Origin of the sequence: Endozoicomonas sp. G2_2 (genome assembly GCF_017744135.1) — a bacterium.
Lineage (GTDB): Bacteria > Pseudomonadota > Gammaproteobacteria > Nevskiales > Salinisphaeraceae > Salinisphaera.
Map to the genome: position 1 here is coordinate 36,574 of NZ_JAGHQU010000014.1, position 23,749 is coordinate 60,322.

Below are 23,749 nucleotides of genomic sequence, written 5' to 3' on the forward strand. Positions count from 1 at the left end.
GGTCTATTGCAAGGGTAGCTGGCCGATCGGCAGATCCGGTTTCGGCGCCGCGCGCAGTACGCCGGATGGCCGGTTGAACCCGTTCTCGCGGATCGCGGCGCTCGACTCGAGCGTACGCTCCCAGGTGCGCAGGAAATGCTCGGCCGAGTCGAACAGGTTACGCACCTGCTCGGCGTTTCCTTCCTGGCGTACTTCCTCGACCATGCCGCTGAGCATGCCGTAGTGGGCGCTGCCGTCTATGTCGAGCGACCAGGTACGGCCACGGCCGTCGGGTGCGCGCGTTCGCGGCTGTTCGAAGACCACGCCCGGAATGTTGTCGAAGTCGTCGATGTCGTCGAACACGGCGCCGTCGAACAAGGTATAGGGGTAGCGAACTGCCTTGCCGGATTCGATGGTCGCGCGCGGCGCAGCCTGTTTGGACAGCCCGTTGGTGTCGGTGCCGAAACCGAAGCCGTAGAGCGGACGTTCGCTGGCGGGCATGTCGGCGGTGACCTCGTCGTAGATCAGCCGCAGTTCTTCCATCTTCGACAGCAGATCCGGCCCGTTGTCCAGGCTGGGGTAGATGAAGCCGCCGCCCCGCAGCACCCGGGCGGCCTGGTCGTTGGTGATGCCGCCGAACGTGCCGTGCGTGGACACGAGCGGGTAGACCGGCGTCTGCGCTTCCGCCATTTCCAGAAGCTGGTTCTTCATCTCCAGCTCCATGTGGTCGAAATCGAAGATCATCCCGGATTCCATGATCTTTTCGAAGGTGTACATGCCGATCGGCGTCAGCCAGCGGGCGTTGCATTGATAGCGTTCGGGGTAGAGCGGCGCGATGCCGCCCGGACGCCCGCCCTGGCCGGTAAAGCTCGCGAGCGGGCCGAGGCCGGGGATGCTCTGCAGCATGACGCCGCCGTGATCGCTGAACAGATAGCCCTCGAAGTCTTCCGTGTTGGTGTCGTTCGGGCAGTCGTAGGTGGTCCAGAACTCGCCCGTCGGCAGCTCGGGTTCGTCGGACAGCAGGCCCTGTAGATAGTCCCCCAGCATGAGGTCGCCGAAGGGCTGCAGGGTTATCAGGCCTTCCTGATCGTTGCTGGTGGGGTCCTGCAGCTGATTGATCGCGCCGCTGTTGATGAACTGCGTGATCCGGGAGAGATCCCCCGAGGGAATGCCGCCGCTGTTCTCGCGGTTGCCGACGTTGAGCAGGAGGTCGTTGAACAGCCCGTTGCCGCCGAAGGCGTTGTCGAACTCGTGGATGGTGATGATCTGGCGCACGCCAAGCGCGTGCAGCGCGGTCAATTGGGTGAGTACTTCGTTGTCGGCGCCGGTTTCGGTCATGGCGCAGTCGTAGCTGTTCTCCAGCGCGCCTTCGCCGGTTTCCTCGAACGGCTCCTGGGTGCGCAGCTGGCTGTAGGTGAGCTTGCAGTCGAACAGGTTGGATATCTCGATGCCGAGCACGACTGCGAGTTTGCCGTCCTCGATCACGTCGCGGGCCTGGGCCGGGTCGAGCACGATCCGGAACCAGCCCTCGCCGCGGCCGCCGTACTGGGCGTCGATGTAGTCCTGCATTGCGTACATGGTGCCGATCTGGCGCCGGGCGCTGATCATGGAATTGCAGTTGCGCAGCGGGTTCGCGCCGTTGAGGTTGCGCAGCAGTTCGCACAGGGTCTGGTTTTCTACCAGGTCATTGACGGCGATACGCAGCCCGGCCTGCCAGGCGCGTTCCATCCATTTCCAGTAGATCGCTTCGTGGGTGAATGATTCGGCCGACGGCCAGTCCGGAAAGGTCGGCCAGCCGGCGGTGTCGTGGCCGTCGAAATCGCCGACATAGAACGCGCCCAGCACGTCTGCCGTGCCGTTCGGACCATGGCGTTCAACGCCGTCGCCGAGCGCCTGGGTCACACCGAAGCGGCTGAACGGCGCGCCCCACTCGGCGCCGCCGAGAAACTCGGTCGCGCTGATATGCACGTGCACATCCGCCATGCCGAGCACGCGACCGTCGGCGGTCGTGCCCTTGAACGTTTCGCCGACGGTGTTCGACTGGGCCTCCGGAAACTCCGCGCAGTCGCTGTTCGCGCGGCGGGCGAAGGCGAACTGCTGGGCGGCGGCCGCGTCGTTGGCCTCGGCCGTGGTCAGCACACCCTGGGCATCCACCGCCAGGTTCTGCGCCGGCGTGGCCGCGCCGAGCGTGAAGGCGTCGAACGCGGTTTCCGGGTCGTCGAAGCTGCGGTAGCCGTCGAGATAGTCGACTGTGGGCTCGGTCCAGACTTCGGGCGTCTCGGGGTAGGCGGTGGAATCGCCCACGCCGGTCACGGTCCAGATGTTGTCGTCGCTGGGTGTCTCGAGCGTATTGGTGTTTGCCGGCGCGCCGGCGGCGAGCAGGCGGCTTTCGCTGTCGAACAGCAGATACGCGCCCAGCGCCGCGGGTTTCATGAAGAAAGCCTCGCCGTTTTCGGCGCTGTCGGCGCTGCTCTGGTAGCCGCCGTCCGCCGTGCGTACGAGAAATCGGCCGGTGTCGTTCGCGCGGATGGCAAAGCATTGATTGTTGAACGCATAACGGTTGCGCTCGACTATATCGCCGACGGCTTCCGGATCGTCGTCGTCGGGGTCTTCCTCGCCCTTGCTGTCATCGCTATCGTCACCAGCGCCCGATCCGGCGTCCGATCCACTGTCGTTTTCGCTCGCGTTGCCAGAGCGCAGTGCCACGTCGTCGTTGTCCGACGGACAGCCGCCGAGCAGCAATGCCAGGCTGATCAGCAATGGCATGAATACGATCTGGAATCGCATGGCGTTCTCCCCGTCGATGTGCTGCCGGTTTCTGTCGTACCGGTCTGTATGGCGGCTCTGGGCGATGCTGCGTCGCCGGGCCGAAGCGGCCCTGCCTAAATCTAGCGCGCCGGCCTGCGGCCAGCTACGGTAAAAACATACTTTTCGACCCTTGCCGCGAGGTCAGCGATGCGACGCGGGCTGTTCTTCATTGCCGTGGGTGTAGCCGTGCTGGCCGCGCTTTTCTGGGCGTTCGCGCCGGCCGAGCGCCCGGCGCGACCCGGCGTGGCGGCGGTGTCCGACACGCCGCGCCGCGAGGCGTTCGAGCTGCGCGACGGCAAGCGCGTGCAGGGCCCGGCGGTGATCGCGATGGACCAGGGCGGGGTTCTCGAACTGCAGGTCACGACCGACCGCGACGACGAACTGCATGTGCATGGCTACGACCGGACGCTGCCCGTGGCGGCCGGCACGCCGGCCACGCTGCGCCTGCAACTCGACCGCGCCGGGCGTTTTACGATCGAACTGCACGATACGCACCAGGTGCTGACCACGCTCGAGGTCGCGCCGGCGTGAGGCGCGTTCGTCGCGGCCCGGCATGGGCTGCCCGTGGGTGCGCGAGCGCGACGCTCGTCATGTCGGCGCCGCTGCTGGCGCATTCCTTTGGCCAGGTCTATCGCCTGCCGGTGCCGGTCTGGCTCTATCTGTACGGCGCCTGCGCTGCGCTGGCGCTGTCCTTTCTGGTCATGGCGTTTTTCCTGACTGCCGATACGAAGCAGCCGTCATCGATAACGAATGCAACGCGGGCGGACGATGAGCCCGCGCGAGCAAGCCGTCGGTCGCGCCTGTCGTGGCTGCCTGCGATCGTCGGCACGTCTTTGCTCGGGCTGTGCATTGCGAGCGGGCTGTTCGGTGTCGCCGGGCCGTACGCGAATTTCAGCATGACCGCGTTCTGGATCGTGTTTCTGCTCGGGCTGACCTATCTCGTGGCGCTGGTCGGCGATGTCTATCGACCCGTCAATCCCTGGCGAGCGCTTGTGTACGGCCTGGAACGGCTCTGGCGTGGGTTCGCGGATGGCCGTTTTCGTTATCCCGAACGGCTCGCCTACTGGCCGGCGCTCGGGTTCTACGTTGCGCTGGTCTGGCTGGAACTGTTCGGTGATACGGGGCCGTTTTCACTCGCGGTAGCGCTGCTGGCCTATACCGCGATCAATATGGTGGCCGTGGGCCTGTTCGGTGCGCGTGACTGGTTTCGCTACGGCGAGCTGTTCGGCGTGTTCTTCTGCCTGATCGGCCGCATGGCGCCCCGGGTCGTCGCCGCGCGCGGGCAAGGCGTTTCGTGGACCTGGCGGGCGCCGTTTGCCGGGCTGCGTTATATGGCCATCGCGCACAACAGCCTGTTGCTGTTCATTCTGTTCATGCTCTCGTCAACGGCGTTCGACGGCCTGCACGAGACCCAGCTCTGGCGGCGGTTGTTCTGGGTCGAGCTGTATCCGGCGGTGCTGTCCGGCTGGGTCGGCAATAATCCGATCGCGGCGTTTCCCGTCCTGCTCAAGCTCTATGCGTACTGGAACACGCTATGGCTGGTGCTGTCGCCGCTGACTTACCTCGTGGTTTATTGGCTGTTCGTCGCCGCGATGCGATGGGTGGCGCGCAGCGAGCGCTCGACCGCCGAACTGGCGCGGCGGTTTGCGCCGTCGCTGCTGCCGATCGCGCTGGCCTACCACGTGAGCCACTACTACACGCTGCTCCAGACCCAGGGGCTCAAGATCGTGCCGCTGGCTTCCGACCCGTTCGGGTACGGCTGGAACCTGTTCGGCACCGCCGACTGGTGGCAGCGCGCCAACGTGCCCGAGCCGACTACTGTCTGGCATGTCCAGGTGGGCGTGATCGTGCTCGGGCATATCGTGGGCGTGTATGTCAGCCATGCCATCGCGCTCGAGGTGTTCGGCGGGCGCTGGCGCGCGGCGCGCAGCCAGCTGCCGATGCTCGCGCTGATGCTCGCTTTCACGGCGGCCGGGCTCTGGATACTCGCGCAGCCGATCGCCGGCTGAGCGCGCGTCAGTCGAGCAGTTCGAAGGTCACGCCGGCGCGTTCGTGCAGGCGCTCGATCAGGGCATCGCCCATGAGCGTGGCCGGTGTCCAGAAGCCGCCTTCCGTCTCGCCGCGCGTGGCCAGGCAGATCGCGGCCTCCGACAGCATCTTCGAGGTCGAGCCGTAGCCCGGATCGCGATCGCCCAGCACCTTGGCCGTGAGCTTGTCGCCGGCCGCGGTGGTGCCGAACAAACGGATATCGTAAAAGCCTTTCTCCTGCGCGCTCGGGCTTGGGCCTTCACCGGGTTCGGGCAGCACGAAGCGCTGGAGCAGCGCGCGGGTCGGCTTGAGCGCGACCCCCATCAGAAAACCGCCGAGTCCGGCGGTCAGGCCATAGGCATTGAGACGGCCACGGGTGCCGCGGCCGGTCATCATCGCCTCGTCGTACTTGAAGTCGGCGCCGTAGGCCTGGCCCGACAGGGCGTTGCTGCGCTGGACCACACGGGTATTGGTGCTGGCCATGATGAACGGCGCGATCCAGCTGTTGGCGTCGTCATCGAAGGACGCGCCCTTGGGATTGGGCTGGCGTACTTCCGGGCGATAGCCTTCGGGGCAGATCGAGTAAGGGTTGGCCAGCTGCTTGCGTAGTGCCGGATTGCTGCGTACTTGCTTGGCGAAGTTCACCAGGCTGGCCACGGTGCCGCCGGAGAACGTGCCGCGCATGGCCTTCACGCGCATCTTCACCCGCGTGCAGGGGGCGCCGAAACGCTCGGCGGCCTGCTTCTGCAGGAAATGCACGCCCAGATCCGAGGGCAGGGAGTCGAAGCCGCAGCAGTGCACGATGCGCGCGCCGCTGGCTTTCGCCTTGGCCTCGTATTTCGCCAGCATGTCCGCGATCCAGTGCACTTCGCCGGTCAGATCGCAGTAGTCGGTGCCCGTTTCGACGCAGGTCGCGACCAGCGCTTCGCCGTACAGAGCATAGGGGCCGACCGTGGACACCACGACCTGCGCCTGCTTGCACAGGGCTTCGAGCGAATCGGTGTCGTTGGCGTCAGCGATGATCATCGCGACTTCGGGATTGCCGATCTCGCTGCGCACCTTGCTGAGCTTTTGCTTGGAGCGGCCGGCCATGGCCCAGCGCACGTCGCCATCGTCGCCGTAGCGTTCGGCCATATAACGGCAGACGAGTTGGCCGACGAAACTCGTTGCACCAAAGACCACGATGTCGAAAGCGGGTTTGTCCATGCTGGGATATGCCGATAGGGATTTGCCCGACAATCTACTAGACAACGCAGATTACCCGGCGGCGAGCGCATGGGGGCCGGTCTTGCTTGGCCGCCTGCCGTGCCTCGCGTAAGCTTGCCGCAGCCTCAATCTCAGGTCCGCCATGGTCCCGCAAGACGATTCCTCCGGCCGCGGCACGCCGCGCGCCGAAACGCCGCCCGGCGACGACAACACCATCGATTTCGGTTACGAACGCGTCGCCCGCGGTGACAAGCAGCGTCGCGTGGGCGCGGTCTTCGACTCGGTGGCCGACAACTACGACCTGATGAACGACCTTATGTCCATGGGCATTCATCGGGCGTGGAAGCACTTCACCCTGGAATTGGCGGCCGTGCGTGAAGGCGAACGGGTGCTGGATCTGGCCGGCGGCACCGGCGATCTGGCTGCGGGTTTCGCGCGCCGGGTCGGCCCGACCGGGCGCGTGCTGCTGTCGGACATCAACGGCGCGATGCTCGCCAACGGCCGCGAGCGGATGATGGATCGCGGCGTGGTCGGAAATGTCGATTACTGTCTGGCCAACGCCGAGAAACTGCCGTTCGCCGACAACAGCTTCGACTGCGTGTCCATCGGTTTCGGTCTGCGCAACGTGACCGACAAGCCGGCCGCGCTGGCCGAGATGAACCGGGTCACGCGCCCCGGTGGCCGGGCCATCGTGCTCGAGTTCTCCAAGCCCGCCGTGCCGGGGCTGGACAAGCTCTACGATATCTATTCGTTCTCGGTTCTGCCCTGGCTGGGCAAGAATGTCGCCAAGGACGAAGCGTCCTACCGCTATCTGGCGGAATCGATCCGCATGCATCCCGACCAGGAGACGCTGAAGTCGATGATGCAGACGGCCGGGCTGGTGCGTTGTGGCTATCACAACCTCACTGGCGGCATCGTCGCGGTTCATCGCGGCTACGCGCCGTAGCGCATTCTCAGGGAGTCGCCATGACCGATTCGTCGTTGCGCAGCCTGCCGACGCCGGCGCTCGGCGCCGCCGAGATCGCGCTCAACCGTTATCTGGGCAGCGATCCGCGTGCGCTCGCGCTCTGTGAAGACCTGGCCGGTCGCGCGCTGGAACTGCGCTTTTCCGATCTCGGGCTGCGGCTGGTGTTCATCGCCGAAAGCCACGGCATGCAGCTGCGCGGTACCCCGGAAACAGAAGCGGATGTCTGCCTGACCGGCACGGCCAGTGCGTTCGGGCGCATTCTGTTTTCCGGTGGGCGCGAAGGCATCACCGGCGGTGGCCTGCGGATCGAGGGCGATGTCGGTGTGGCCCAGCGTTTTGCCGACCTGTTCGCCAGCGTGGATTTTGATCTCACCGATTTCATCGATGCCCGCCTTGGCCCGGTGCCGGCGTATTTCATCGGCAAGGGCCTCAAGCAGGCGCGGGCATTGTTCTCGCGTGCGGCGAGCGAGCTGCCCGGACAGACCGCCGAATACCTGCGCGAGGAGACCCGCGACGTGATCGGCGCCTGGGAGCACGAGAAATTCGCGGCCGAGGTGGAAACCCTGCGCGACGATGCCGAGCGGCTCGCCGCCCGCCTGCGCCGCCTCGAGGGAGGCCGCTGATGTTCGATCGCAGCCGCCGCATGCTGGAAATCCTGCGCACGGCGCGTCGCTACGGTCTCGGCGAGATCATGGGCGATGCCGCGCCGACCTGGCTGCTGGGCAAGCCGCGCGATTTCGAAAAGCCTTTGAACGTACGGCTGCGCCTGGCGCTGGAAGAACTCGGGCCAGTGTTCGTGAAGTTCGGCCAGACCCTGTCGACCCGCCGCGACCTGTTGCCGGAGGGCATGGCCGAGGAGCTGTCCAAGCTGCAGGACGAGGTGCCGCCGTTCGAGGGCGCCGAGGCGCGTCGCTTGATCGAGGCGGCCTACGGCCATTCGCTGGATCGTTTCTTCGAACACTTCGAGACCGAGCCGATGGCGGCCGCCTCGATCGCCCAGGTCCACGCCGCTCGCCTGCATGCCCGCGAAGGCGAAGCCACCGGCCGTGAGGTCGTGGTGAAGGTGTTGCGGCCCGACGTCCACGAGCGCATCGGCCGTGATGTGGCCGTGCTCTACCGGCTGGCCGGCCTGGCCGCGCGCTTTCACCCGGAGGCCAAGCGCCTGCGGCCGGTCGAGATCGTGGCCGAATACGACCGCATCATCACCGACGAACTGGACCTGATGCGCGAGGGCGCCAACGCCAGTCAGCTGGGGCGCAACTGGGCCGGCTCGGACCTGATCGTGCATCCCGAGATCCATTTCGACTACAGCACCGAAACCGTGCTGGTGATGGAGCACATGCAGGGCGTGCCCATCGACGACGTGGACACGCTCAAGGCGGCCGGCGTGGACTTCAAGGCGCTGGCCGAGCGGGGCGTGGAGATCTTCTTCAAACAGGTCTTTCGCGACAACTTCTTCCATGCCGACATGCACCCCGGCAACATCTTCGTGCAGACCGACATGCCGCACCGGCCCCGCTATGTCGGGCTAGATTTCGGCATCGTCGGCTCGCTGACGGTTGACGATCAGCGCTATCTGGCCGAGAACTTCCTGGCGTTTTTCAACCAGGACTACCGCAAGATCGCCGAGCTGCACGTCGAATCCGGCTGGATGCCGGCGGATACCAGCATCGAGGAGTTTGAGGGCGCGATCCGCACCGTCTCCGAGCCGATCATGAACAAGCCGCTGGCCGAGATCTCTTTCGGCCTGTTTCTGGTGCGGCTGTTCAAGATCGCGCGCCGCTATCGCTATCAGGTCCAGCCGCAGCTGGTGCTGCTCCAGAAGACCGTGCTCAACGTCGAGGGCCTGGGCCGCGATCTCTACCCGCAGCTCGATCTCTGGGCGACCGCCAAGCCGGTGCTCGAGGAATGGATGCACCACCGCGCCAGCCCGAAGGTGGCGGGCGAGCGGCTGAAGACGCAGCTGCCGCAGATCATGGACAGCCTGCCGCGCATGGTGCCCACGCTGATGAAGCGGCTCGATGAAGGCACCAACCCGGCCGCCCGCGAGCTGGAACGCGCGCTCACCGATATCACCGCCGAGCTGCGCAGTGCGCGCCGGGCCATGCGCTGGACGGTCGTGGGCACCGGGCTGGTGGTTTCGGCCGTGTTGCTGGTGATCTATCCGCCGGTGCCGGTCTGGCTCGGCGTGGTCGGCGGCCTGGCCGGCTTCGGCTGCTGGGTGCGCGCCTCGCGGGCGTGAACGCGCCCGAGCCGGCGCTGGTCGCCGGAGCGGTGGACGAGACGTTGTCGCTACGGGTGGCGGATGCGCTCGACCGGCCGATCCTCTATCGCTGGCACGTGGAGGCGTATCGCGCCTACATCGAGCAGCTGTGGTCCTGGGACGAGGACTGGCAGCGCCGCGATTTCGGCAACTTGTTCGCCGCGTTGCCGCCGCTGGTGGTGATGCGCCATGGCGTGGGCGTCGGCTATATCCAGATCCAGGCACGCGAGGGCGCGCTACACCTGGCCAACATCGTGCTGCGCCCGAACGCGCGCGGGCAGGGCGTCGGCGCGGTGCTGATCCGTTACCTGCAATCGACGGCCGAACGGCAGCGGCGCGCAGTGACGCTCAAGGTGTTTCGCAGCAATCCGCGTGCCCGCGCTTTCTACGAGCGCCACGGTTTCGAAGTGACGGGCGAGACCCGGATGCACATCGAGATGCGCTGGCCGGCCGGTGGCCAGTGCCGGCAAGGCTGATCCAGGCCGCCACGGCCCGCGCTAGTCGCGTGAGCGCAGGATATGCAGGCCCTTGAGCAGGTTGAGCGCTTCATAGAGCGGATAGTCGGACTCGGCCAGGCCGCCGCCCTCGCTCTTCGTCTTGGGCGGCGCGACGATCGCGTCTTCGTCGAGCGTGTCGTTGGCGAGTGCGCCGGCGAGATCGGCTTCCGAGAACGGCGTCACGCCACTGCTTTCGGCGGCGGTGACGTTGACGTTCTGGATGCCGACATCCGGTTCGATCCCCTCGGCCTGTATCGAGCGCCCGCTGGGCGTGTAGTAGCGGGCGGTGGTCAGCTTGAGCGCGGCGCCGTTCTGCAACGGCACGATGGTCTGTACCGAACCCTTGCCGAAGGTGCGCGTGCCCATGATCACCGCGCGGCTGTCGTCCTGCAGGGCGCCGGCGACAATCTCGGACGCCGAAGCCGAGCCTTCGTTGACCAGCACCACGATCGGCGCGCCGTCGAGCATGTCGCCGGGCGTGGCGTCGAACTGCTGGTCGGTGTTGGGCGCGCGTCCGCGGATGGAGACGATATCGCCGTTGTTGATGAAGGTATCGGCCACGTCGACCGCGGCGCTAAGCACGCCGCCCGGGTTGTTGCGCAGATCGAGCACGATGCCGCGCAGCGGCCCGTTGGCCTCGTCTTCCAGGTTCTTGATCTCGCGCTGCAGGCTGTCGCCGGTCTGGCTGGAGAACTGGGTGATGCGCACATAGCCGTAGCCATCGTCCAGCATGCGCGACTTCACGCTCTGTACGCGGATCACCGCGCGTTCGAGGGTGACCTTGAACGGATCGTCGCGCTCTTCGCGCAGGATGGTCAGCGTCGTCTCGCTGCCTGCTTCGCCGCGCATCGCCTTGACCGCGTCCATGAGCGTCATGCCCTTCACGGCGGTATCGTCGATACGGATGATCAGGTCGCCGGCCTGAATGCCGGCCTTGCTTGCGGGCGTGTCGTCGATGGGGGCCACCACGCGCACGAAGCCATTCTGCATCTGCACCTCGATACCCAAGCCGCCGAACTTGCCGGAGGTGGAGATCGAGATTTCCTTGAACTCTTCGGCGTTCAGATACGCCGAATGCGGATCGAGGCCGTCGAGCATGCCGCGGATCGAGTTTTCGAGCAGCGCCTGGTCGGAGACATCCTCGACATAGCCCTGCTTCACGCGGTTCAGGATCTCGACGAAGGTGCGCAGCTCTTCGAGCGGCAGACCGTGGGCGGCAATGTCACCGTCGTCGTCACCATTGTTGTCGCTGCGTTCGGCCCAGACCCCCTGGCCGATGCTCACGATCACACCAATGACCACGCCCAGCGCAATCAGCAGCGAGCTGCGGGTTTTCGGTCGCATGAATCCTGACTCCCCTGGGGCCGTCCCACCGGCCCGGTACGCGCAACTCGCGCGCTAATGCTTGAACGTATCCGATACGCGAATAATGCAGTCAAAAGATAGCATAACGCGTGCCGTTTCCCGCCGGGATCGCAGGCAATTTTGCCGGTTCTAGCCGGACAGCCAGCTGGCCGGATTGATCGGCGTACGGCCGCGGCGCAGCTCGAAATAGGTGCCGTCGCGCGTATGGCCGCCGCTGTGCCCGGCCTTGGCCACGGCCTGACCGCGCTCGACGCGGTCGCCGACCTCGACATAGGTGCTCTCGGCGTGGCCGTAGAGCGTGTAGTAGTTGTCGCCGTGGTCGAGCACCACGATCAGCCCGTAGCGGTGCATGTAGCCCACGTAAACGACGCGCCCGCCAGCGACCGCGCGCACCGGCGCGCCGGCATCGGCGGCCAGCCACTGACCCTGCCACTTGAGCGGCCCGCCCGCCTTGGCGGTGCCGAAACGGGCGAGCACCTGGCCGCTGACCGGCGGCTGCATGCGGCCCTTGAGCTGGCCAAAGGGCGTGTCGTCGCCCGGGGTGGCCGGGGGCAGGCTCGATAGCTCGTTCTGCAGCCGGCCCATGAGCCGCTGCAGGCGCTGCTCGTCCGCCTTCATTTCTTCGAGGCTGGCCTGCTTGTTCGAAAGCTGGCGGTCGAGCGCGGCAACCGCCTGTTTGCGCTGGGCCTGGCTCGCCTTGAGGCTGTCCAGGGTGTCGGCGCGAGCGCTGCGCTGGCGGGTGAGTTCGGCCTGCTCGTTGGAGAGCGCATTCTGGCGGATTGCCAGATCGGCGAGCGCGTCGCGCAGCGACGTCACCTGCGCGGTGCGGGCATTGGCGAAGTATTCGTAATACACCAGCATGCGGCCGAGCTTTTCCGGCGACTCGCCCGAGAGCAGCAGGCGCATCTTGTCCATCTGGCCGCTGGCGTGGGCAGCGCGGACCTGATCGCGCAGGCCGCTGAGCTGGTCGGCGAGGCGATCGCGCTCGGTATCCCGGCGCCGGGTGAGCTGGGCGACCCGCTCGCGCGCCTCGGCGATCTTGTCGTCGAGAGAGCGCAGGCGCTTGGCGGCGGAGCTGATCTCGGCTTCGGTCTGCGACAGGCGGGTGGACAGTTCGCTGCGCTGTGTCTTGTCGGCCGCGATCTGCTGACGCACGGTGTCGATCCGGTCGCGCAGCGCGTCCAGCTCGGCGGCGGCGCGCTGCGAGCGCGCGTCGTCGTCCTGGCCCAGCACGGGGCGGGCCACAGCGAGGGCGAGCAGGCAAAGGCCGGCGAACAGAACGAACCGCATGGCGCCAAGTGTAAGCCACGTCGGCGGGCGAGCGCCGCGCCCTGTATGCAATAATCGCGGCCGACGCGCGGCCTGCGCATCTCTCGATCGTGAATTCACCGGCCCCGATCGGGGCTGATTTGGACCGTACACGCCATGAACATGGAGCAGATTCAGGAATTCGTCGTCAATCATCCGTTCCTCTGGGGCGCGCTGGTGATTGCGCTGATCGCGCTGGCGGTCAACGAGGCGTTGCGCGCGGTCAAGGGCCAGAACCCGATTCCGGCCAACGAGGCCGTGCGGCTGATGAACACCGAGGATGCGGTGGTGGTCGATACGCGTTCGGCCTCCGACTTCAAGAAAAGCCATATCCTCAATGCCAAGCACGTGCCCATGGCGGGTATCGAGGAGCGCGCCAAGGAAATCAGCAAGAACACCGACCGCGTGATCATCTGCTATTGCGGTATCGGCAATGTCGCGCCGCAGGCGGCCGCCAAGCTGCGCAAGCTGGGCTATAGCCGTGCGCATGCCCTCAAGGGCGGCATCAACGCCTGGCAGGCCGACGGCATGCCGGTGACCAGCAAGTAGTCGGCGCGGCGAATCGCAAGTCTGTCCGCTCGGGTCGCGCCGGGTGAGACGAGTTTCAATTCAGGCGAACGAGGAGACGAACATGGCCGAAGAGAACGGGCAGGGCGAAGCAGGCAACGGCGAACCCCAGCGCCAGGTCGGCTTGCAGAAGATCTATATCCGCGACGCGTCCATCGAAGTGCCGAACGGTCCGCGTGTGTTCACCGAGGAATACAAGCCGGACGTCAACGTCGACCTGAACACTCGCATCGAGAACCTCAGCCGCGAGACCCATCAGGTCACGCTCACCGTGACGGTCACGGCCAAGCAGGGCGAGCGCACGGCCTATATCGTCGAGGTGCAGCAGGCGGGCGTGTTCCAGATCGAGGGGTTCGACGACGATAAGGCGCGCGGGCATCTGCTCGGGGCCTATTGCCCGTCGATCCTGTTTCCCTACATTCGCGAGAGCGTGGGCGACATGGTCCAGCGCGCGGGTTTTCCGCACTTTCTGCTGCAGCCGGTCAACTTCGATCTGCTCTATGCCCAGCATCAGCAGAATCAGGGCGGCCAGCCGACCGACGTCGGCAGTGCCACGCACTGATTGCCCATGACGGCGCCGCACGACAACGCCGACCGCTGCATGGCCGTGCTCGGCGCGGGCTCGTGGGGCACGGCCCTCGCGATTCAGCTGGCGCGCAACGGCAATGACGTGCGGCTCTGGGCACGCGAGGCCGCGGCGGTAAGCGCCATGGCCGCGGCGGGCGAGAACGAACGCTATCTGCCCGGCTGCGCCTTTCCGGCCACCCTCGTTCCGGAAGCCGACATGGCGGCGGCTGTCGCCGCTGCCGACGACGTGCTCGTGGTGGTACCCAGCCATGCGTTGCGCGAAACCCTCGAGCGGCTGGCACCGTTGCTCGGGGATGCTCAGCGCGTAATCTGGGCGACCAAGGGCCTGGAGCCCCAGTCGGCCCTGCTGCCCCACCAGGTGGCCGAGCAGGTGCTCGGGTCGCAACGCCGCACGGCTGTGCTCTCGGGTCCGAGCTTTGCCGGCGAAGTCGGCCAGGGCATGCCCACGGCCGTCACCATTGCCGCGGCCGACGCCGATTTCGCCCGCGACATGGCCGGCGCCTTTCACGACGGCGTTTTTCGTGTCTACACCACGACCGACGTGGTCGGCGTGGGCGTGGGCGGCGCGGTCAAGAACGTGCTTGCCATCGCGGTGGGCATTTCCGACGGGCTGGGCTACGGCGCCAACGCGCGGGCCCTGCTCATCACCCGCGGCCTGTCCGAGATGATGCGCCTGGGCGAGAAGCTCGGCGGCGAACGCACCACCTTCACCGGCATGGCCGGCCTCGGCGATCTGCTGCTGACCTGCACCGACGATCAGTCACGCAACCGCCGCATGGGCCTGGCGCTGGCGGCCGGGCACGACGTCGAACAGGCGCAGCGCGAGATCCAGCAGGTGGTCGAGGGCGTGCGCGTGGCCCGGGAGGTGCATCGCATCGCCGAACAACTCGGCGTGGAAATGCCGATCGCCACCCAGGCATTCCGGGTGCTGCACGAGGGTGTCGCGCCTCGCGATGCCGTGCGTAAATTGACGGATCGCCCGTTCCGGGCCGAAAAAGACTAAAATATGACAGTCGGCGCTGGTGTAATCCACGCCGCTGCATGTTCTAGACCGCACCAAGAACCACACAAAAGACTTCCGGGCCATGGCGAACTGGGTAACTTTCGGCCGTTTTCTGCTGCTTTTCGTGCTGCTGGGCATCGTCTACTCCGGTGCGCCCGCGCTGCAGCTCGTCAATGCGCCGCTGACGATCCTGATCATCGCCCTCGACGGCGTTGACGGTTGGGTCGCGCGCCGTTTCGGTGAAGAGTCGCTGTTCGGCGCGACGTTCGATATCGCCATCGATCGGATCGTCGAGACCGTGCTCTGGGTGGTGCTGGCGCATCTGGGCTTCATCGGCGTCTGGATCCCGCTGCTGTTCATCATCCGCGGTAATCTCGTAGACGCGATCCGCAGCAAGGGCGCGCAGTCCGGCACCGCCGCCTTCGACATGATGCAGTCGCCCATCGGCCGTTTTCTGGTCGCGGGGCGTTTCATGCGCGGGTTCTACGCGGTCCTCAAGGCCGTGACCTTCGCCTGGATCCTGGCCTGGCAGCCGGCGCCGTTCCTCGCGCCCGAGTTCTGGACCGCCTGGGGACCGCTGCTCAACGGTATCGGCCTGGCGCTGGCCTGGGCATCGGCGGCGATCTGTATCGCCCGCGGCCTGCCGGTGATCATCGAATTCTGTGCCAACGCGCGCCCGGGTGCGCAGGTGGGCAAGGCCTGATGCGCCTGGTGCTGTTCGATATCGACGGCACGCTGGTGCCGGGCGCCAGCTCCGAGGCGCGGTTTGCGCGCTACCTATGGGATCAGGGCGCGCTCGGCATGCGGCAACTGCTGGCGTTCGCCTGGTTCTGCCTGCGTTATTTTCCGCGCTATGGCCGGCACGTCATGCAGAAGAACAAGGCCTACCTGAGCGGCCATACCAAGGCCGAGATTGCCGCGCTCGCGCGCGATTTCGTCGCGACGCGATTGTCGTACGCGCTTTATACCCCCGCGCTCGAGCGCCTGCGGGCGCATCAGGCAGCCGGCGACCGGGTCGCGTTGCTTTCCGGCACGCCGCAGTTCATCGCCGACGCGCTGGCCGAATCGCTGGACGTGACGCACAGCCACGCATCGCTGTGTGCAACGCGCGGCAACGTCTATACCGGCGCGCCGCCGCTGCGTCATCCCTACGGTCCGACCAAGATCGATGCCGCCCGGGCGCTGGCGCGCGAGACGGGGCTGTCGCTGGATCGCGCGGTTGCCTTTGGTGATTCGATTACCGACGCGCATCTGTTTCGCGCGGTCGAGGAGGCGGTGGCCGTTCAGCCGGACAAGCGGCTCTCCGAGGCCGCCGACGGCGCCGGCTGGGAAGTGCTGCTCGATCGCATGACCGCACCGGGCACTCACGATCACCAGGATCTGAGCCGCTAGCCGCCGCTAATGCTAGGCGAAATCGGCCTGGCGCCAGACCTCGAAAGCCGCTACCGCTACGCTGTTCGACAGGTTCATGCTGCGGTTGCCGGCACGCATGGGCAGATAGATCGCCGCATCGGCCTGGGCGATCAGGGGGGCGGGCAGGCCGCGCGTTTCGCAGCCGAACAGCAGGGCGTCGTCCGTTCGATAGGCGATCCTGTCATAGCGCGTGGTGCCGCGTTTGGTGGCGGCAAATACGCGCGCCTGCGGATGGGCAGCGCGCCAGGCGTCGTAGTCGTCCCATTCGTGAATCACCGCGCGTTCGCGATAGTCGAGCCCGGCGCGACGCATATGTCTGTCGTCGATGGAAAAACCCAGCGGGTGGATCAGGTGCAGGGTGGCGCCGATGTTGGCGCACAGTCTTATGGCGTTGCCGGTATTGGGTGGAATTTCGGGCTGATGCAGGACGATATGCATCAGGCGTCGGCCGGTTTCGGTGTCTGGCAGTTCCAGCATTGCTCGAACTGGGCATCCAGATATTCGCCACATGCCGGGCATTGCCAGGGGCGACCGGCGCGAATCGGGCCGCGTTCGAGTTCGAGCACCAGGCGGCGGGCAGCGTCGTAGTCGCGGGCCTCGTCGACCCAGACGCTCGGGAAGACGTTGGCGGGCAGATCGCCCATGCCACCCCAGAGATACTGGTTGCGCACATGGGCCTCGATGCCGTGGCTGGCGAGCAGATCCTTGGCGATCTCGGCATTCACCGGATCGGCGGCGAGATAGACTTCCCGACCGCTCATGGCGCCGTTTGTCGGCCCGCGCACGCCGGTAGTGCGTCTGTAATTGACTTGCCGGAGCGCTTTGCTAATGTGACTTGCACGTAGTCAAAGGGGGTTTGAATCATGACCGTATTCTCCGCGCGCCGCGCGCTTATCGTTCTCGTGGCCGCGCTGGGGCTCGGGCTGGCCGGCCCTGCGTCGGCCATCGATGATTATGCCTCGGCCGGGACGCCGTCTGCAGCGGCGATGGGTGTCGACATGGTACTCGTGCGTCCGGTGAGCCTCGCGGCGACCGCGCTCGGCGCCGGTCTGTTCGTGGTGTCGCTGCCGTTCTCGCTGCTGGGCATGAACGCGAGCGACGCCGGCAATCGGCTGGTGGTCGAGCCGGGCAAATATACTTTCGTTCGTCCGCTCGGCAACTTCCAGGCGAGCAGCCCGGCGCGCTGATCGCCAGCATCGCAGCCGTTTTTGCGGCATGAAAAAAGCCGGGCACAGGGCCCGGCTTTTTTGTGCGCGAATGGCGCGGCGTCGGCTAACGGCCTTCGGAGAACTGGTCGAGCAGCCCGCCGGGTTGCACGGTCACTTCGATGGTGCGGCCGCTCGCATCGTCCGAACGCTCGCCGGCGCGGATTTCGATCCGTTCCTCGGCGACCCCGTGGGCGGCCAGGAAATCCGAGACCCGTGCGGCCTGGGCCACCGAGCCGCCCGTGTCGCGGCTTGCCACGAAGCCGGGGCCGTGAATGACCACGCGCTGGGTGTCGTCGGTGGCCAACGCACCGGCGAGACGACGCAGCACGCGCTGGCCGCGCGCGGTGACCTGCGGGCGTCCGTCTGCCAGCGTGACCACGCTGTCGAGCGTCACGCTGCGCGCTTTTGCATCGATGTCGCCTGATGGCTCGGGCTGGGACGCCTCGGGCGCCTGTTGCGCCGGCGAGGTCTCGGCCAGCGCGCTGTCCGGCTGCGGCGGTTCGCCGTCGAAGCTGGTGGAGGGCGCCGTTTCGAGACCGTTGCCGGCGTAGTTCGGCTGTGGCCGGGCCGGCGCGGCCGGCGGCTGTGACGACGGTGCCTGGCGCGGCGTGGACGGTTGCGCCTGAGCCGTCTGCGCATCCGGATCGTTCACTCGATAGCGGATGGTGAACGCGATGTCGTTGACCTGCTTGCCGGTCCAGTTAAGCGTGTTCTCGCGCTTTTCCCAGGTGCCGGCCCGGTTGGCTTCGTAGGCGAGGATATCGATATTGCGCGGCATGACCCAGGTATAGGAGAACGACGAAAAATCGTCCGGCGCGTTCCACTTGCCGAGGTGGCCGTCGCTGCGCGTGACGCCGTCCCAGCTGGTGAACACGCGAATGCCGTTGGCCTTGCGTTCGACCTCGGCGTCGAACACGCCGGTGTTCATGAGGGCGAAACTGCCGCTCTTGAAATGCAGCCGTGTGCCGCCGTCGTCGAGCGGCGTCGACTCGTAGTCGGCCGGCACGATGAACACGGCATCCTCGGGCGCCTCGTCGGGGCCGAGATAGAGAACCCGCTCGGCCAGATCCGAGCGCAGCGTCTTGTAGCTCGTATAGCGCAGGCCGTCGGCGCCGAGCACGATGATGTCTTCGCGCTCGACCACGGCCAGTGCCTGCGTCGCGCAGGCAGCCAGCAGCAGCGTCGCCGTGAAGCGACTCCACATCCGCCTATTCATCCTTTTCCCCCTCGACGGAATCCCCGGACGACATTTCCAGTGTCTCCGGGTCCACGGTGCGGACTTTACCCCATCCGAGCTCGCGGATGGAGTTCTCGATCTGGCTCAGGTCGCCGACCACCACCCAGGTCAGGCCCTCGGTATGGATCATCGCCCGGGCGGCATCCGCCAGGGCGGGCTGTTCCAGCTCGCGCACCCGCCGGACATAGTCCTCGTAATAGTCGTCCGGCAGGTCGAACACTACCGAGTCGGTCAGCGTGGCCGCCAGCGCCGGCGTGGTCTCGTTCTCGCCGGGCAGACTGCGGGTGAGATTCGCCTGCGCGGCAGACAGCTCGCTGTCGTCGATCGGCCGGTCGCCGCGCAGGGCGGTCAGCTCGTTGCGCATCTCCTGCATCGAGGCGGCGGTCTTGTCGATCTGCACGGCCGCATAGGCGACGAACGGCTGCTGGGCGCGCGCGTCCATGAGCAGGCTGCGCGCGCCGTACGACCAGTGTTTGTCCTCGCGCAGATTCAAATTAAGCCGCGAATTGAACATGCCGCCGAGCACGGCGTTCACCGTTTCCATGGCCACGTCCTGGTCGCTGGATTTGGGCGGCGCGACGTTGCCGGCGATCACCGTGGCCTGATTGCTGCCCGGCCGGTCGACGAGATAGATATGCGCTTCGTCGGGCGGTGTGATCTCGGGCAGGCGTTTTTTCGGGCGCTGGGCGTCGTCTTCGGGCTGCCAGCCGCCGAGGTGGCGCTCGAGCATGGGCTTGAGCTCGTCCATGGTGGTGTCGCCGACCACCACCAGCGTAGCGTTGTCGGGCCGCAGCCAGGTGTGGGCGAAGGCGCGAACATCCTCAACGGTCATGCCTTCGACGGCGGCACGGGTGCCGCTACCGGTCAGCGGGATGCCGTAGGCGTGATCCTGGCCGTAGAGCAACGGCCCGAGGGTGCGCAGCGCAAGGCTGGTGGGCTGGCGTTTCTCCTGCGCGATGCTGGCCAGGCGCTGTTTCTTCAGGCGTGCGAACTCGTTTTCGGGGAAGCTCGCGTTACGCAGCACATCGGCATAGATATCCAGCGACGGGTCGAGAGCGGTGCTGAGCGTGGCCAGGCTCAGCGTGGCGGAATCCAGCGAGGCGCCGGTGTTGAGCTCCGCGCCGAGCGCGTCGAGGTCCGAGCTGATCGTGAGCGCATCGCGCTTGGCGGTGCCTTCGTCGAGCATGCCCATGGTCAGGCTCGCCGTGCCCGGCGCATCGGCCGGATCGGCCGCGTAGCCGGCATCGAAGACCATACGCATCTGCACCGTGGGGGCACTGTGGCGCTCGGCCAGGCGTACCTTCAGGCCATTAGAAAGCGTAGCGTGCTGGACGTCGGGAAGGTCGAGATCGGGCGTATCGCCGATTTCGGGCAGCTTGTCGCGATCCACGTCCTCGCCGGTCGCCTTGCGGTCGCCGAAGGGCTTCACCGAGAGGACATAGACCCCGTCGGACAGCCACTTGGCGGCGGTCATCTGGATGTCTTCCGGCGTGACCGTACGCAGGATTTCCAGCTCCTGTTTGTAGGCGCCGGGATCGTTTTCGTAGATCTCGCCCTGGGCCAGGATATCGGCCTTGCCGCCGATGCCGCCCACGCTTTCCATGCCGCGTACGAACGAGGCGCCAAAGCGTGCCCGTGCGCGGTCGAGGGCGTCGGGCTGCGGGCCTTCGTTTATGAAGCGCTGCATCTGGGTGTCGAGAACCCGCTCGATGGTGTCGAGATTGGTGCCCGGCCGCGCGGTCGCGCTGACGATGAGCTGCGAGCCGATCTCCTTGTCCCATACGAAGGCCGAGACGTCGGTCGCGATCTGCTGGTCGTAGACCAGGGTCTTGTAGAGCGGGCTGTTCTTGGAGCCGGCGAGCAGGTCGGCCGCGATCTGCAGGCGCGTGGTATCCGGCGCGCCGGTGGGCGGGATGTTCCAGACCTTGTAGATCCGTGCCTGCGGTACGCGGTCGAACATCACCTGGCGGTGCTCGCCGCTCATCTTGGCGACCCAGCGCTTCTGCTGGGTGACCGGCGGGCCGGGTTCGATGCTGCCGAAATACTGTTCGACCTTCGCCTTGGCGGCTTCCGGTTCGATATCGCCGGCGAGTACGAGCACGGCGTTCGACGGACCGTAGTACGTCTTGAACCAGTTCTTGACGTCCTCCAGCGACGCCGCGTTCAGGTCCGCTTCGGAGCCGATCGTGGACCAGGAATACGGGTGTCCGGCCGGGTAGGTGTTCGGCGGTATGGTGTCGAACACCTTGCCGTAGGGCTGGTTTTCGCCCTGGCGTTTTTCGTTGAGTACGACGCCGCGCTGTTCCTCGAGCAGGTTCTTGTCGATGGCACCGAGGAAATGGCCCATGCGGTCGGATTCCATCCACAGCGCCATGTCCAGCGCCGAGGTGGGCACGCTGGCGAAATAGTTGGTGCGGTCGGCGTTGGTGGTGCCGTTCATGTCGGTCGCGCCGGCACGCTCGAACGGTTCGAAGTATTCGCCCTGCCAGTGCTCGCTGCCCTGGAACATCAGGTGTTCGAACAGATGCGCGAAGCCGTGCTGGCCGGTGCCCTCATTCTTGGAGCCGACGTGATACCAGATGTTGACCGCGACGATCGGCGTCTTGTGGTCGGTATGCACGATCAGCGTCAGGCCGTTGTCGAGCACGTACTTCTTGTAGCCGATATCCACGTCGGGAATATCGATGGATGCCGGTTCGGCCTGGTCATCGGACGAGGCGACCACGTCCGAGTCGCTTGCCGGCGTGCGGTCCGCCGTCTGGTCTGGCTGTGCGTCGGTCGCCGCGGCCGCGCTCGCATCTACGGCGGGTTCGCCCGCGGTTTGCGCCGTGTCGCTTTCGACGGGCACGGCGTCGGCTCCGGCATTGGCTGCATCGCCGGGCGCGTTGGCCGGGTCGGCGCCTTCGGCGCGCTGGGGCTGGGGCGCGGCGCCGTGGGCGTCCGGCGCGGTGTTTTCTCCCGTGTCTGACTGGGCGACCCGGGTCTGGCCGGCTGACGTGGTGTCGCCGGAAAAGCTATTCTCGATCTGGGTCCATGCACGCTCGAAGAAATTGCGGCCGTCGTTCGCGTCGTCGGCGTTCGCGTCGTCGCAACCCGTCGTGAGTCCGGCGGCCAGAAGCAGCGTCAGACAGAGCAGGAGTCGTATCCGCATGAAGAGTCAGTCCTTTTGAATAGGGTGCGTCATGAGCGCACTGTCGCGAGCTTATCAGGGTGCCTGAGCGCTAGCATCCGAACGTCGGCCGGGAGGCTTTTGTGAGTACCCACACCTCTTCCATGTTCGCCGGTCAGCTGTCGGTACGGGCTGCGGTGCTCGGGGTGGTGCTGGCCGTGATTCTGTCGGCGGCCAATGCCTACCTTGGACTCTTCGCCGGGCTCACGGTGTCCGCCTCGATTCCGGCGGCGGTTCTGTCGCTGGGCATCCTGCGGCTTTTCGCCGATGCCAACGTGCTCGAGAACAACATCGTCCAGACCGCCGCCAGTGCCGGCGAGGCGATCGCGGCCGGCGTGATCTTTACCCTGCCGGCGCTGGTGATGCTCGACTACTGGTCGGACTTCTTCTATTTCCAGACCGTGCTGATCGCCGGCGTCGGGGGGCTGCTGGGCGTGCTCATGACCGTGCCGCTGCGCCGGGCGCTGGTCGACGATAACCGGCTGGCCTTTCCCGAAGGCCAGGCGACCGCCGCCGTGCTGCAGGCCGGCTATGGCGGCAAGGCCGCGGTGGGGATCGGCACGCTTCTGGCCGGCGCGGCGGCCGGCGCCGTGGCCAAGCTCGCCGACAGCGGGCTCAAAGTATGGGAGGGGGTCGCCGAGACCGCGCTTTCGATCGGTCAGCAGAGCAGTTTCTATGTCGGCAGCTATCTGTCGCCGGCGCTGCTGGCGGTGGGGTATATCGTCGGTATCAACGTTGCGCTGCCGGTGCTGCTGGGCGGCGTCTTCGCCTGGTGGATCGCGATTCCGCTGGTCATGGCGCTGGCCGGTGGCGATATCGCCACCGGCGTGGCCGGCGCCAAGCAAGTCTGGAGCGATCAGATTCGCTATCTGGGTGTCGGTGCGATGCTGGTGGGTGGTCTGGCTGCGTTGTGGACCTTGCGTGGCCAGCTCTTCGGTGCCCTGAGGCAGACGGGCGAGACGGTGCTGCCCAGTCAGCGCGATCTGCCGCGTTCGCTGCTGGTTACGCTGCTCGTGCTGCTGGCGCTGCCGATGATCGCGCTCTATGCGGTACTGCTGGATTCGATCGTCGGCGGTGCGATGGTCGCGCTGCTGATGCTCGCGGCGGCTTTCCTGTTTTCCGCCGTGGCCGCGTACATGGCCGGTCTGGTCGGTTCGAGCAATAACCCGGTCTCCGGGGTAACGATCGCGACGATTCTGCTCACCGCGCTCGGGCTGTATGTTTTCTTCGGCGTCGGTCAGGCCGGTCCGGCGAGCGCGATCATCGTGGGTGCGGTGGTCTGCTGCGCCGCCGCGATCGGCGGCGACAACATGCAAGACCTCAAGGCCGGCGCCATTCTGGGCGCGTCGCCGGCTGCCCAGCAGCTGGCGCAGATGCTCGGCGTGATCGCTGCCGTATGCGTTCTGTCGCCGGTGTTGTCGCTGTTGCTGCATGCCTACGGTATCGGCGTGTCGGACGCCGCGCATCCCAATGCATTGCCGGCGCCGCAGGCCAGCCTGATGGTGGCCGTGATGCGGGGCGTGTTCGGCGGCGATCTGCCGTGGAACTGGGTGATCGGCGGCGGCGTGATCGCCCTGGCCACCATCGCGCTCGATACCGTGCTGGCTCGTCGAGACAGTGGATTTCGCATGCCGGTGCTCGCCGTCGCGCTGGGGCTGTATCTGCCGTTGTCGCTGTCGATGGCGATTGCCTTCGGTGGCCTCGTGGCCTGGCTCGGCGGCAGTGGCGCGGCGCGGGAAGGCCGTGGCTTGCTCGCAGCGGCCGGCATCATCACCGGCGAGGCGCTGATGGGTATTGTCATCGCCCTGCCGGTCGCGTTTTCGGGTAGCAGCGACGTGCTGGCGCTGAATGTCGGCGGCCTGCCCGCCGCCTGGCCCGGTCTTGTGGTGATGCTCGGCCTGGGGGCGTGGTTATGGACTCTGACGCGTGCCTCGGGCCGCGTTTCGTTTCGTGATTCTTGAATAACCGGCCGCTCATTCACGCGTGACGCCGGCGTGCCCGGGCGCGTCGAAAAGACGCGCCCGCTGGCGTTCGGGCGGTGATGCTTTACAGAATCGCCCGGCGCGCTATAGTGAATTCAGCCCGCTCCAAGCGGGCGCGGCGCAATAATGCGAAAGAAACCGTCGTTACTCAGGGGAGAACA

Annotated in this window: 21 protein-coding genes; 13 read left to right on the plus strand and 8 right to left on the minus strand. The window is 66.4% G+C overall.

The genetic code is table 11. The annotated features are described in order from the left end of the window. Window positions 1-3: 3 nt before the first annotated feature. Window positions 4-2,766, minus strand: coding sequence for a hypothetical protein (locus J7355_RS14700; protein WP_209064002.1), 2,763 nt, complete (start codon window positions 2,764-2,766; stop codon window positions 4-6). 168 nt (window positions 2,767-2,934) lie between these two features. Between J7355_RS14700 and J7355_RS14705 the strand changes: the two genes are divergently transcribed. After that, a complete protein-coding gene (locus J7355_RS14705; protein ID WP_209064003.1) occupies window positions 2,935-3,318 on the plus strand; it encodes a hypothetical protein in 384 nt (127 codons plus the stop codon). Window positions 3,319-3,377: 59 nt separating this feature from the next. Further along, complete coding sequence (locus J7355_RS14710) at window positions 3,378-4,796, plus strand: hypothetical protein (protein WP_209064004.1); 1,419 nt, start codon at window positions 3,378-3,380, stop codon at window positions 4,794-4,796. Window positions 4,797-4,803: 7 nt separating this feature from the next. Here J7355_RS14710 and J7355_RS14715 read toward each other — a convergent pair whose 3' ends face one another. Continuing rightward, window positions 4,804-6,021 carry a saccharopine dehydrogenase NADP-binding domain-containing protein gene (locus tag J7355_RS14715; RefSeq protein WP_209064005.1) on the minus strand — a complete coding sequence of 406 codons (1,218 nt, stop codon included), beginning with the start codon at window positions 6,019-6,021 and terminating at the stop codon, window positions 4,804-4,806. Window positions 6,022-6,163: 142 nt separating this feature from the next. Here J7355_RS14715 and ubiE point away from each other — a divergent pair, with 142 nt between their 5' ends. The 4 genes from ubiE to J7355_RS14735 are packed head-to-tail and all read left to right on the plus strand — an operon-like array spanning window position 6,164 to window position 9,727. Next, window positions 6,164-6,967: a bifunctional demethylmenaquinone methyltransferase/2-methoxy-6-polyprenyl-1,4-benzoquinol methylase UbiE gene (gene ubiE / locus J7355_RS14720; protein ID WP_209064007.1), complete on the plus strand. Its 804-nt coding sequence runs from the start codon at window positions 6,164-6,166 to the stop codon at window positions 6,965-6,967. A gap of 20 nt (window positions 6,968-6,987) precedes the next feature. Then, the gene (locus J7355_RS14725; protein ID WP_209064009.1) at window positions 6,988-7,611 is read left to right on the plus strand and encodes an SCP2 sterol-binding domain-containing protein; all 624 of its coding nucleotides are present in this window, start codon (window positions 6,988-6,990) and stop codon (window positions 7,609-7,611) included. Continuing rightward, complete coding sequence (gene ubiB, locus J7355_RS14730) at window positions 7,611-9,230, plus strand: ubiquinone biosynthesis regulatory protein kinase UbiB (RefSeq protein WP_209064011.1); 1,620 nt, start codon at window positions 7,611-7,613, stop codon at window positions 9,228-9,230. Before J7355_RS14725 ends, ubiB begins: the two co-directional genes overlap by 1 nt. Next, window positions 9,227-9,727 (plus strand): GNAT family N-acetyltransferase, encoded by a 501-nt coding sequence (locus tag J7355_RS14735; protein ID WP_209064013.1) that lies wholly within the window; start codon window positions 9,227-9,229, stop codon window positions 9,725-9,727. The genes ubiB and J7355_RS14735 overlap by 4 nt, the downstream gene beginning before the upstream one ends. 21 nt (window positions 9,728-9,748) lie before the next feature. Here the strand turns inward: J7355_RS14735 and J7355_RS14740 are convergent, their stop codons facing one another. Both J7355_RS14740 and J7355_RS14745 read right to left on the minus strand, forming a co-directional pair. Further along, window positions 9,749-11,092: a S41 family peptidase gene (locus J7355_RS14740; RefSeq protein ID WP_209064016.1), complete on the minus strand. Its 1,344-nt coding sequence runs from the start codon at window positions 11,090-11,092 to the stop codon at window positions 9,749-9,751. Between the two features lie 150 nt (window positions 11,093-11,242). Beyond that, on the minus strand, window positions 11,243-12,403 hold the full coding sequence (locus J7355_RS14745) for a peptidoglycan DD-metalloendopeptidase family protein (protein ID WP_209064018.1): 1,161 nt from the start codon (window positions 12,401-12,403) through the stop codon (window positions 11,243-11,245). 135 nt (window positions 12,404-12,538) lie between these two features. On the opposite strand from J7355_RS14745, the gene J7355_RS14750 reads away from it, so the two are divergent. The 5 genes from J7355_RS14750 to J7355_RS14770 all read left to right on the plus strand — a co-directional run bounded on the left by J7355_RS14750 (window position 12,539) and on the right by J7355_RS14770 (window position 15,971). Further along, on the plus strand, window positions 12,539-12,970 hold the full coding sequence (locus J7355_RS14750) for a rhodanese-like domain-containing protein (RefSeq protein WP_209064020.1): 432 nt from the start codon (window positions 12,539-12,541) through the stop codon (window positions 12,968-12,970). Between the two features lie 82 nt (window positions 12,971-13,052). After that, a complete protein-coding gene (secB, locus tag J7355_RS14755) occupies window positions 13,053-13,550 on the plus strand; it encodes a protein-export chaperone SecB (protein ID WP_209064022.1) in 498 nt (165 codons plus the stop codon). A 6-nt stretch (window positions 13,551-13,556) separates the two neighbouring features. Continuing rightward, window positions 13,557-14,579, plus strand: a complete 1,023-nt coding sequence (locus tag J7355_RS14760; protein ID WP_247740016.1) for an NAD(P)H-dependent glycerol-3-phosphate dehydrogenase — start codon at window positions 13,557-13,559, stop codon at window positions 14,577-14,579. Window positions 14,580-14,661: 82 nt separating this feature from the next. Then, window positions 14,662-15,282 (plus strand): CDP-alcohol phosphatidyltransferase family protein, encoded by a 621-nt coding sequence (locus J7355_RS14765; RefSeq protein ID WP_209064024.1) that lies wholly within the window; start codon window positions 14,662-14,664, stop codon window positions 15,280-15,282. After that, window positions 15,282-15,971 (plus strand): HAD family phosphatase, encoded by a 690-nt coding sequence (locus tag J7355_RS14770; protein ID WP_209064026.1) that lies wholly within the window; start codon window positions 15,282-15,284, stop codon window positions 15,969-15,971. The genes J7355_RS14765 and J7355_RS14770 overlap by 1 nt, the downstream gene beginning before the upstream one ends. A gap of 12 nt (window positions 15,972-15,983) precedes the next feature. Here J7355_RS14770 and J7355_RS14775 read toward each other — a convergent pair whose 3' ends face one another. Beyond that, window positions 15,984-16,469, minus strand: a complete 486-nt coding sequence (locus J7355_RS14775; protein ID WP_348523043.1) for a tRNA (cytidine(34)-2'-O)-methyltransferase — start codon at window positions 16,467-16,469, stop codon at window positions 15,984-15,986. Continuing rightward, entirely contained in the window at window positions 16,430-16,753 is a 324-nt protein-coding gene (locus J7355_RS14780) for a DUF2007 domain-containing protein (protein ID WP_209064028.1), read from the minus strand. The genes J7355_RS14775 and J7355_RS14780 overlap by 40 nt, the downstream gene beginning before the upstream one ends. Before the next feature lie 102 nt (window positions 16,754-16,855). Here J7355_RS14780 and J7355_RS14785 point away from each other — a divergent pair, with 102 nt between their 5' ends. Beyond that, window positions 16,856-17,179, plus strand: coding sequence for a hypothetical protein (locus tag J7355_RS14785; protein ID WP_209064030.1), 324 nt, complete (start codon window positions 16,856-16,858; stop codon window positions 17,177-17,179). Between the two features lie 85 nt (window positions 17,180-17,264). Here J7355_RS14785 and J7355_RS14790 read toward each other — a convergent pair whose 3' ends face one another. Both J7355_RS14790 and J7355_RS14795 read right to left on the minus strand, forming a co-directional pair. Next, window positions 17,265-18,416, minus strand: a complete 1,152-nt coding sequence (locus tag J7355_RS14790) for a hypothetical protein (protein WP_209064032.1) — start codon at window positions 18,414-18,416, stop codon at window positions 17,265-17,267. After that, complete coding sequence (locus tag J7355_RS14795; RefSeq protein ID WP_209064034.1) at window positions 18,409-21,588, minus strand: pitrilysin family protein; 3,180 nt, start codon at window positions 21,586-21,588, stop codon at window positions 18,409-18,411. The genes J7355_RS14790 and J7355_RS14795 overlap by 8 nt, the downstream gene beginning before the upstream one ends. Before the next feature lie 101 nt (window positions 21,589-21,689). Here J7355_RS14795 and J7355_RS14800 point away from each other — a divergent pair, with 101 nt between their 5' ends. After that, entirely contained in the window at window positions 21,690-23,567 is a 1,878-nt protein-coding gene (locus J7355_RS14800; RefSeq protein ID WP_209064036.1) for an oligopeptide transporter, OPT family, read from the plus strand. Window positions 23,568-23,749: the final 182 nt, after the last annotated feature.

Bases quoted from the DNA above. Each gene is read 5' to 3' on its own strand.
- ubiE (WP_209064007.1), top strand. From the start codon at position 6,164: ATGGTCCCGCAAGACGATTCCTCCGGCCGCGGCACGCCGCGCGCCGAA.
- J7355_RS14770 (WP_209064026.1), top strand. From the start codon at position 15,282: ATGCGCCTGGTGCTGTTCGATATCGACGGCACGCTGGTGCCGGGCGCC.
- J7355_RS14745 (WP_209064018.1), bottom strand. From the start codon at position 12,403: ATGCGGTTCGTTCTGTTCGCCGGCCTTTGCCTGCTCGCCCTCGCTGTG.
- J7355_RS14765 (WP_209064024.1), top strand. From the start codon at position 14,662: ATGGCGAACTGGGTAACTTTCGGCCGTTTTCTGCTGCTTTTCGTGCTG.
- J7355_RS14790 (WP_209064032.1), bottom strand. From the start codon at position 18,416: ATGAATAGGCGGATGTGGAGTCGCTTCACGGCGACGCTGCTGCTGGCT.
- J7355_RS14795 (WP_209064034.1), bottom strand. From the start codon at position 21,588: ATGCGGATACGACTCCTGCTCTGTCTGACGCTGCTTCTGGCCGCCGGA.
- ubiB (WP_209064011.1), top strand. From the start codon at position 7,611: ATGTTCGATCGCAGCCGCCGCATGCTGGAAATCCTGCGCACGGCGCGT.
- J7355_RS14740 (WP_209064016.1), bottom strand. From the start codon at position 11,092: ATGCGACCGAAAACCCGCAGCTCGCTGCTGATTGCGCTGGGCGTGGTC.
- J7355_RS14785 (WP_209064030.1), top strand. From the start codon at position 16,856: ATGACCGTATTCTCCGCGCGCCGCGCGCTTATCGTTCTCGTGGCCGCG.
- J7355_RS14725 (WP_209064009.1), top strand. From the start codon at position 6,988: ATGACCGATTCGTCGTTGCGCAGCCTGCCGACGCCGGCGCTCGGCGCC.
- J7355_RS14750 (WP_209064020.1), top strand. From the start codon at position 12,539: ATGAACATGGAGCAGATTCAGGAATTCGTCGTCAATCATCCGTTCCTC.
- secB (WP_209064022.1), top strand. From the start codon at position 13,053: ATGGCCGAAGAGAACGGGCAGGGCGAAGCAGGCAACGGCGAACCCCAG.
- J7355_RS14760 (WP_247740016.1), top strand. From the start codon at position 13,557: ATGACGGCGCCGCACGACAACGCCGACCGCTGCATGGCCGTGCTCGGC.
- J7355_RS14700 (WP_209064002.1), bottom strand. From the start codon at position 2,766: ATGCGATTCCAGATCGTATTCATGCCATTGCTGATCAGCCTGGCATTG.
- J7355_RS14775 (WP_348523043.1), bottom strand. From the start codon at position 16,469: ATGCTGGAACTGCCAGACACCGAAACCGGCCGACGCCTGATGCATATC.
- J7355_RS14715 (WP_209064005.1), bottom strand. From the start codon at position 6,021: ATGGACAAACCCGCTTTCGACATCGTGGTCTTTGGTGCAACGAGTTTC.
- J7355_RS14710 (WP_209064004.1), top strand. From the start codon at position 3,378: ATGTCGGCGCCGCTGCTGGCGCATTCCTTTGGCCAGGTCTATCGCCTG.
- J7355_RS14705 (WP_209064003.1), top strand. From the start codon at position 2,935: ATGCGACGCGGGCTGTTCTTCATTGCCGTGGGTGTAGCCGTGCTGGCC.
- J7355_RS14780 (WP_209064028.1), bottom strand. From the start codon at position 16,753: ATGAGCGGTCGGGAAGTCTATCTCGCCGCCGATCCGGTGAATGCCGAG.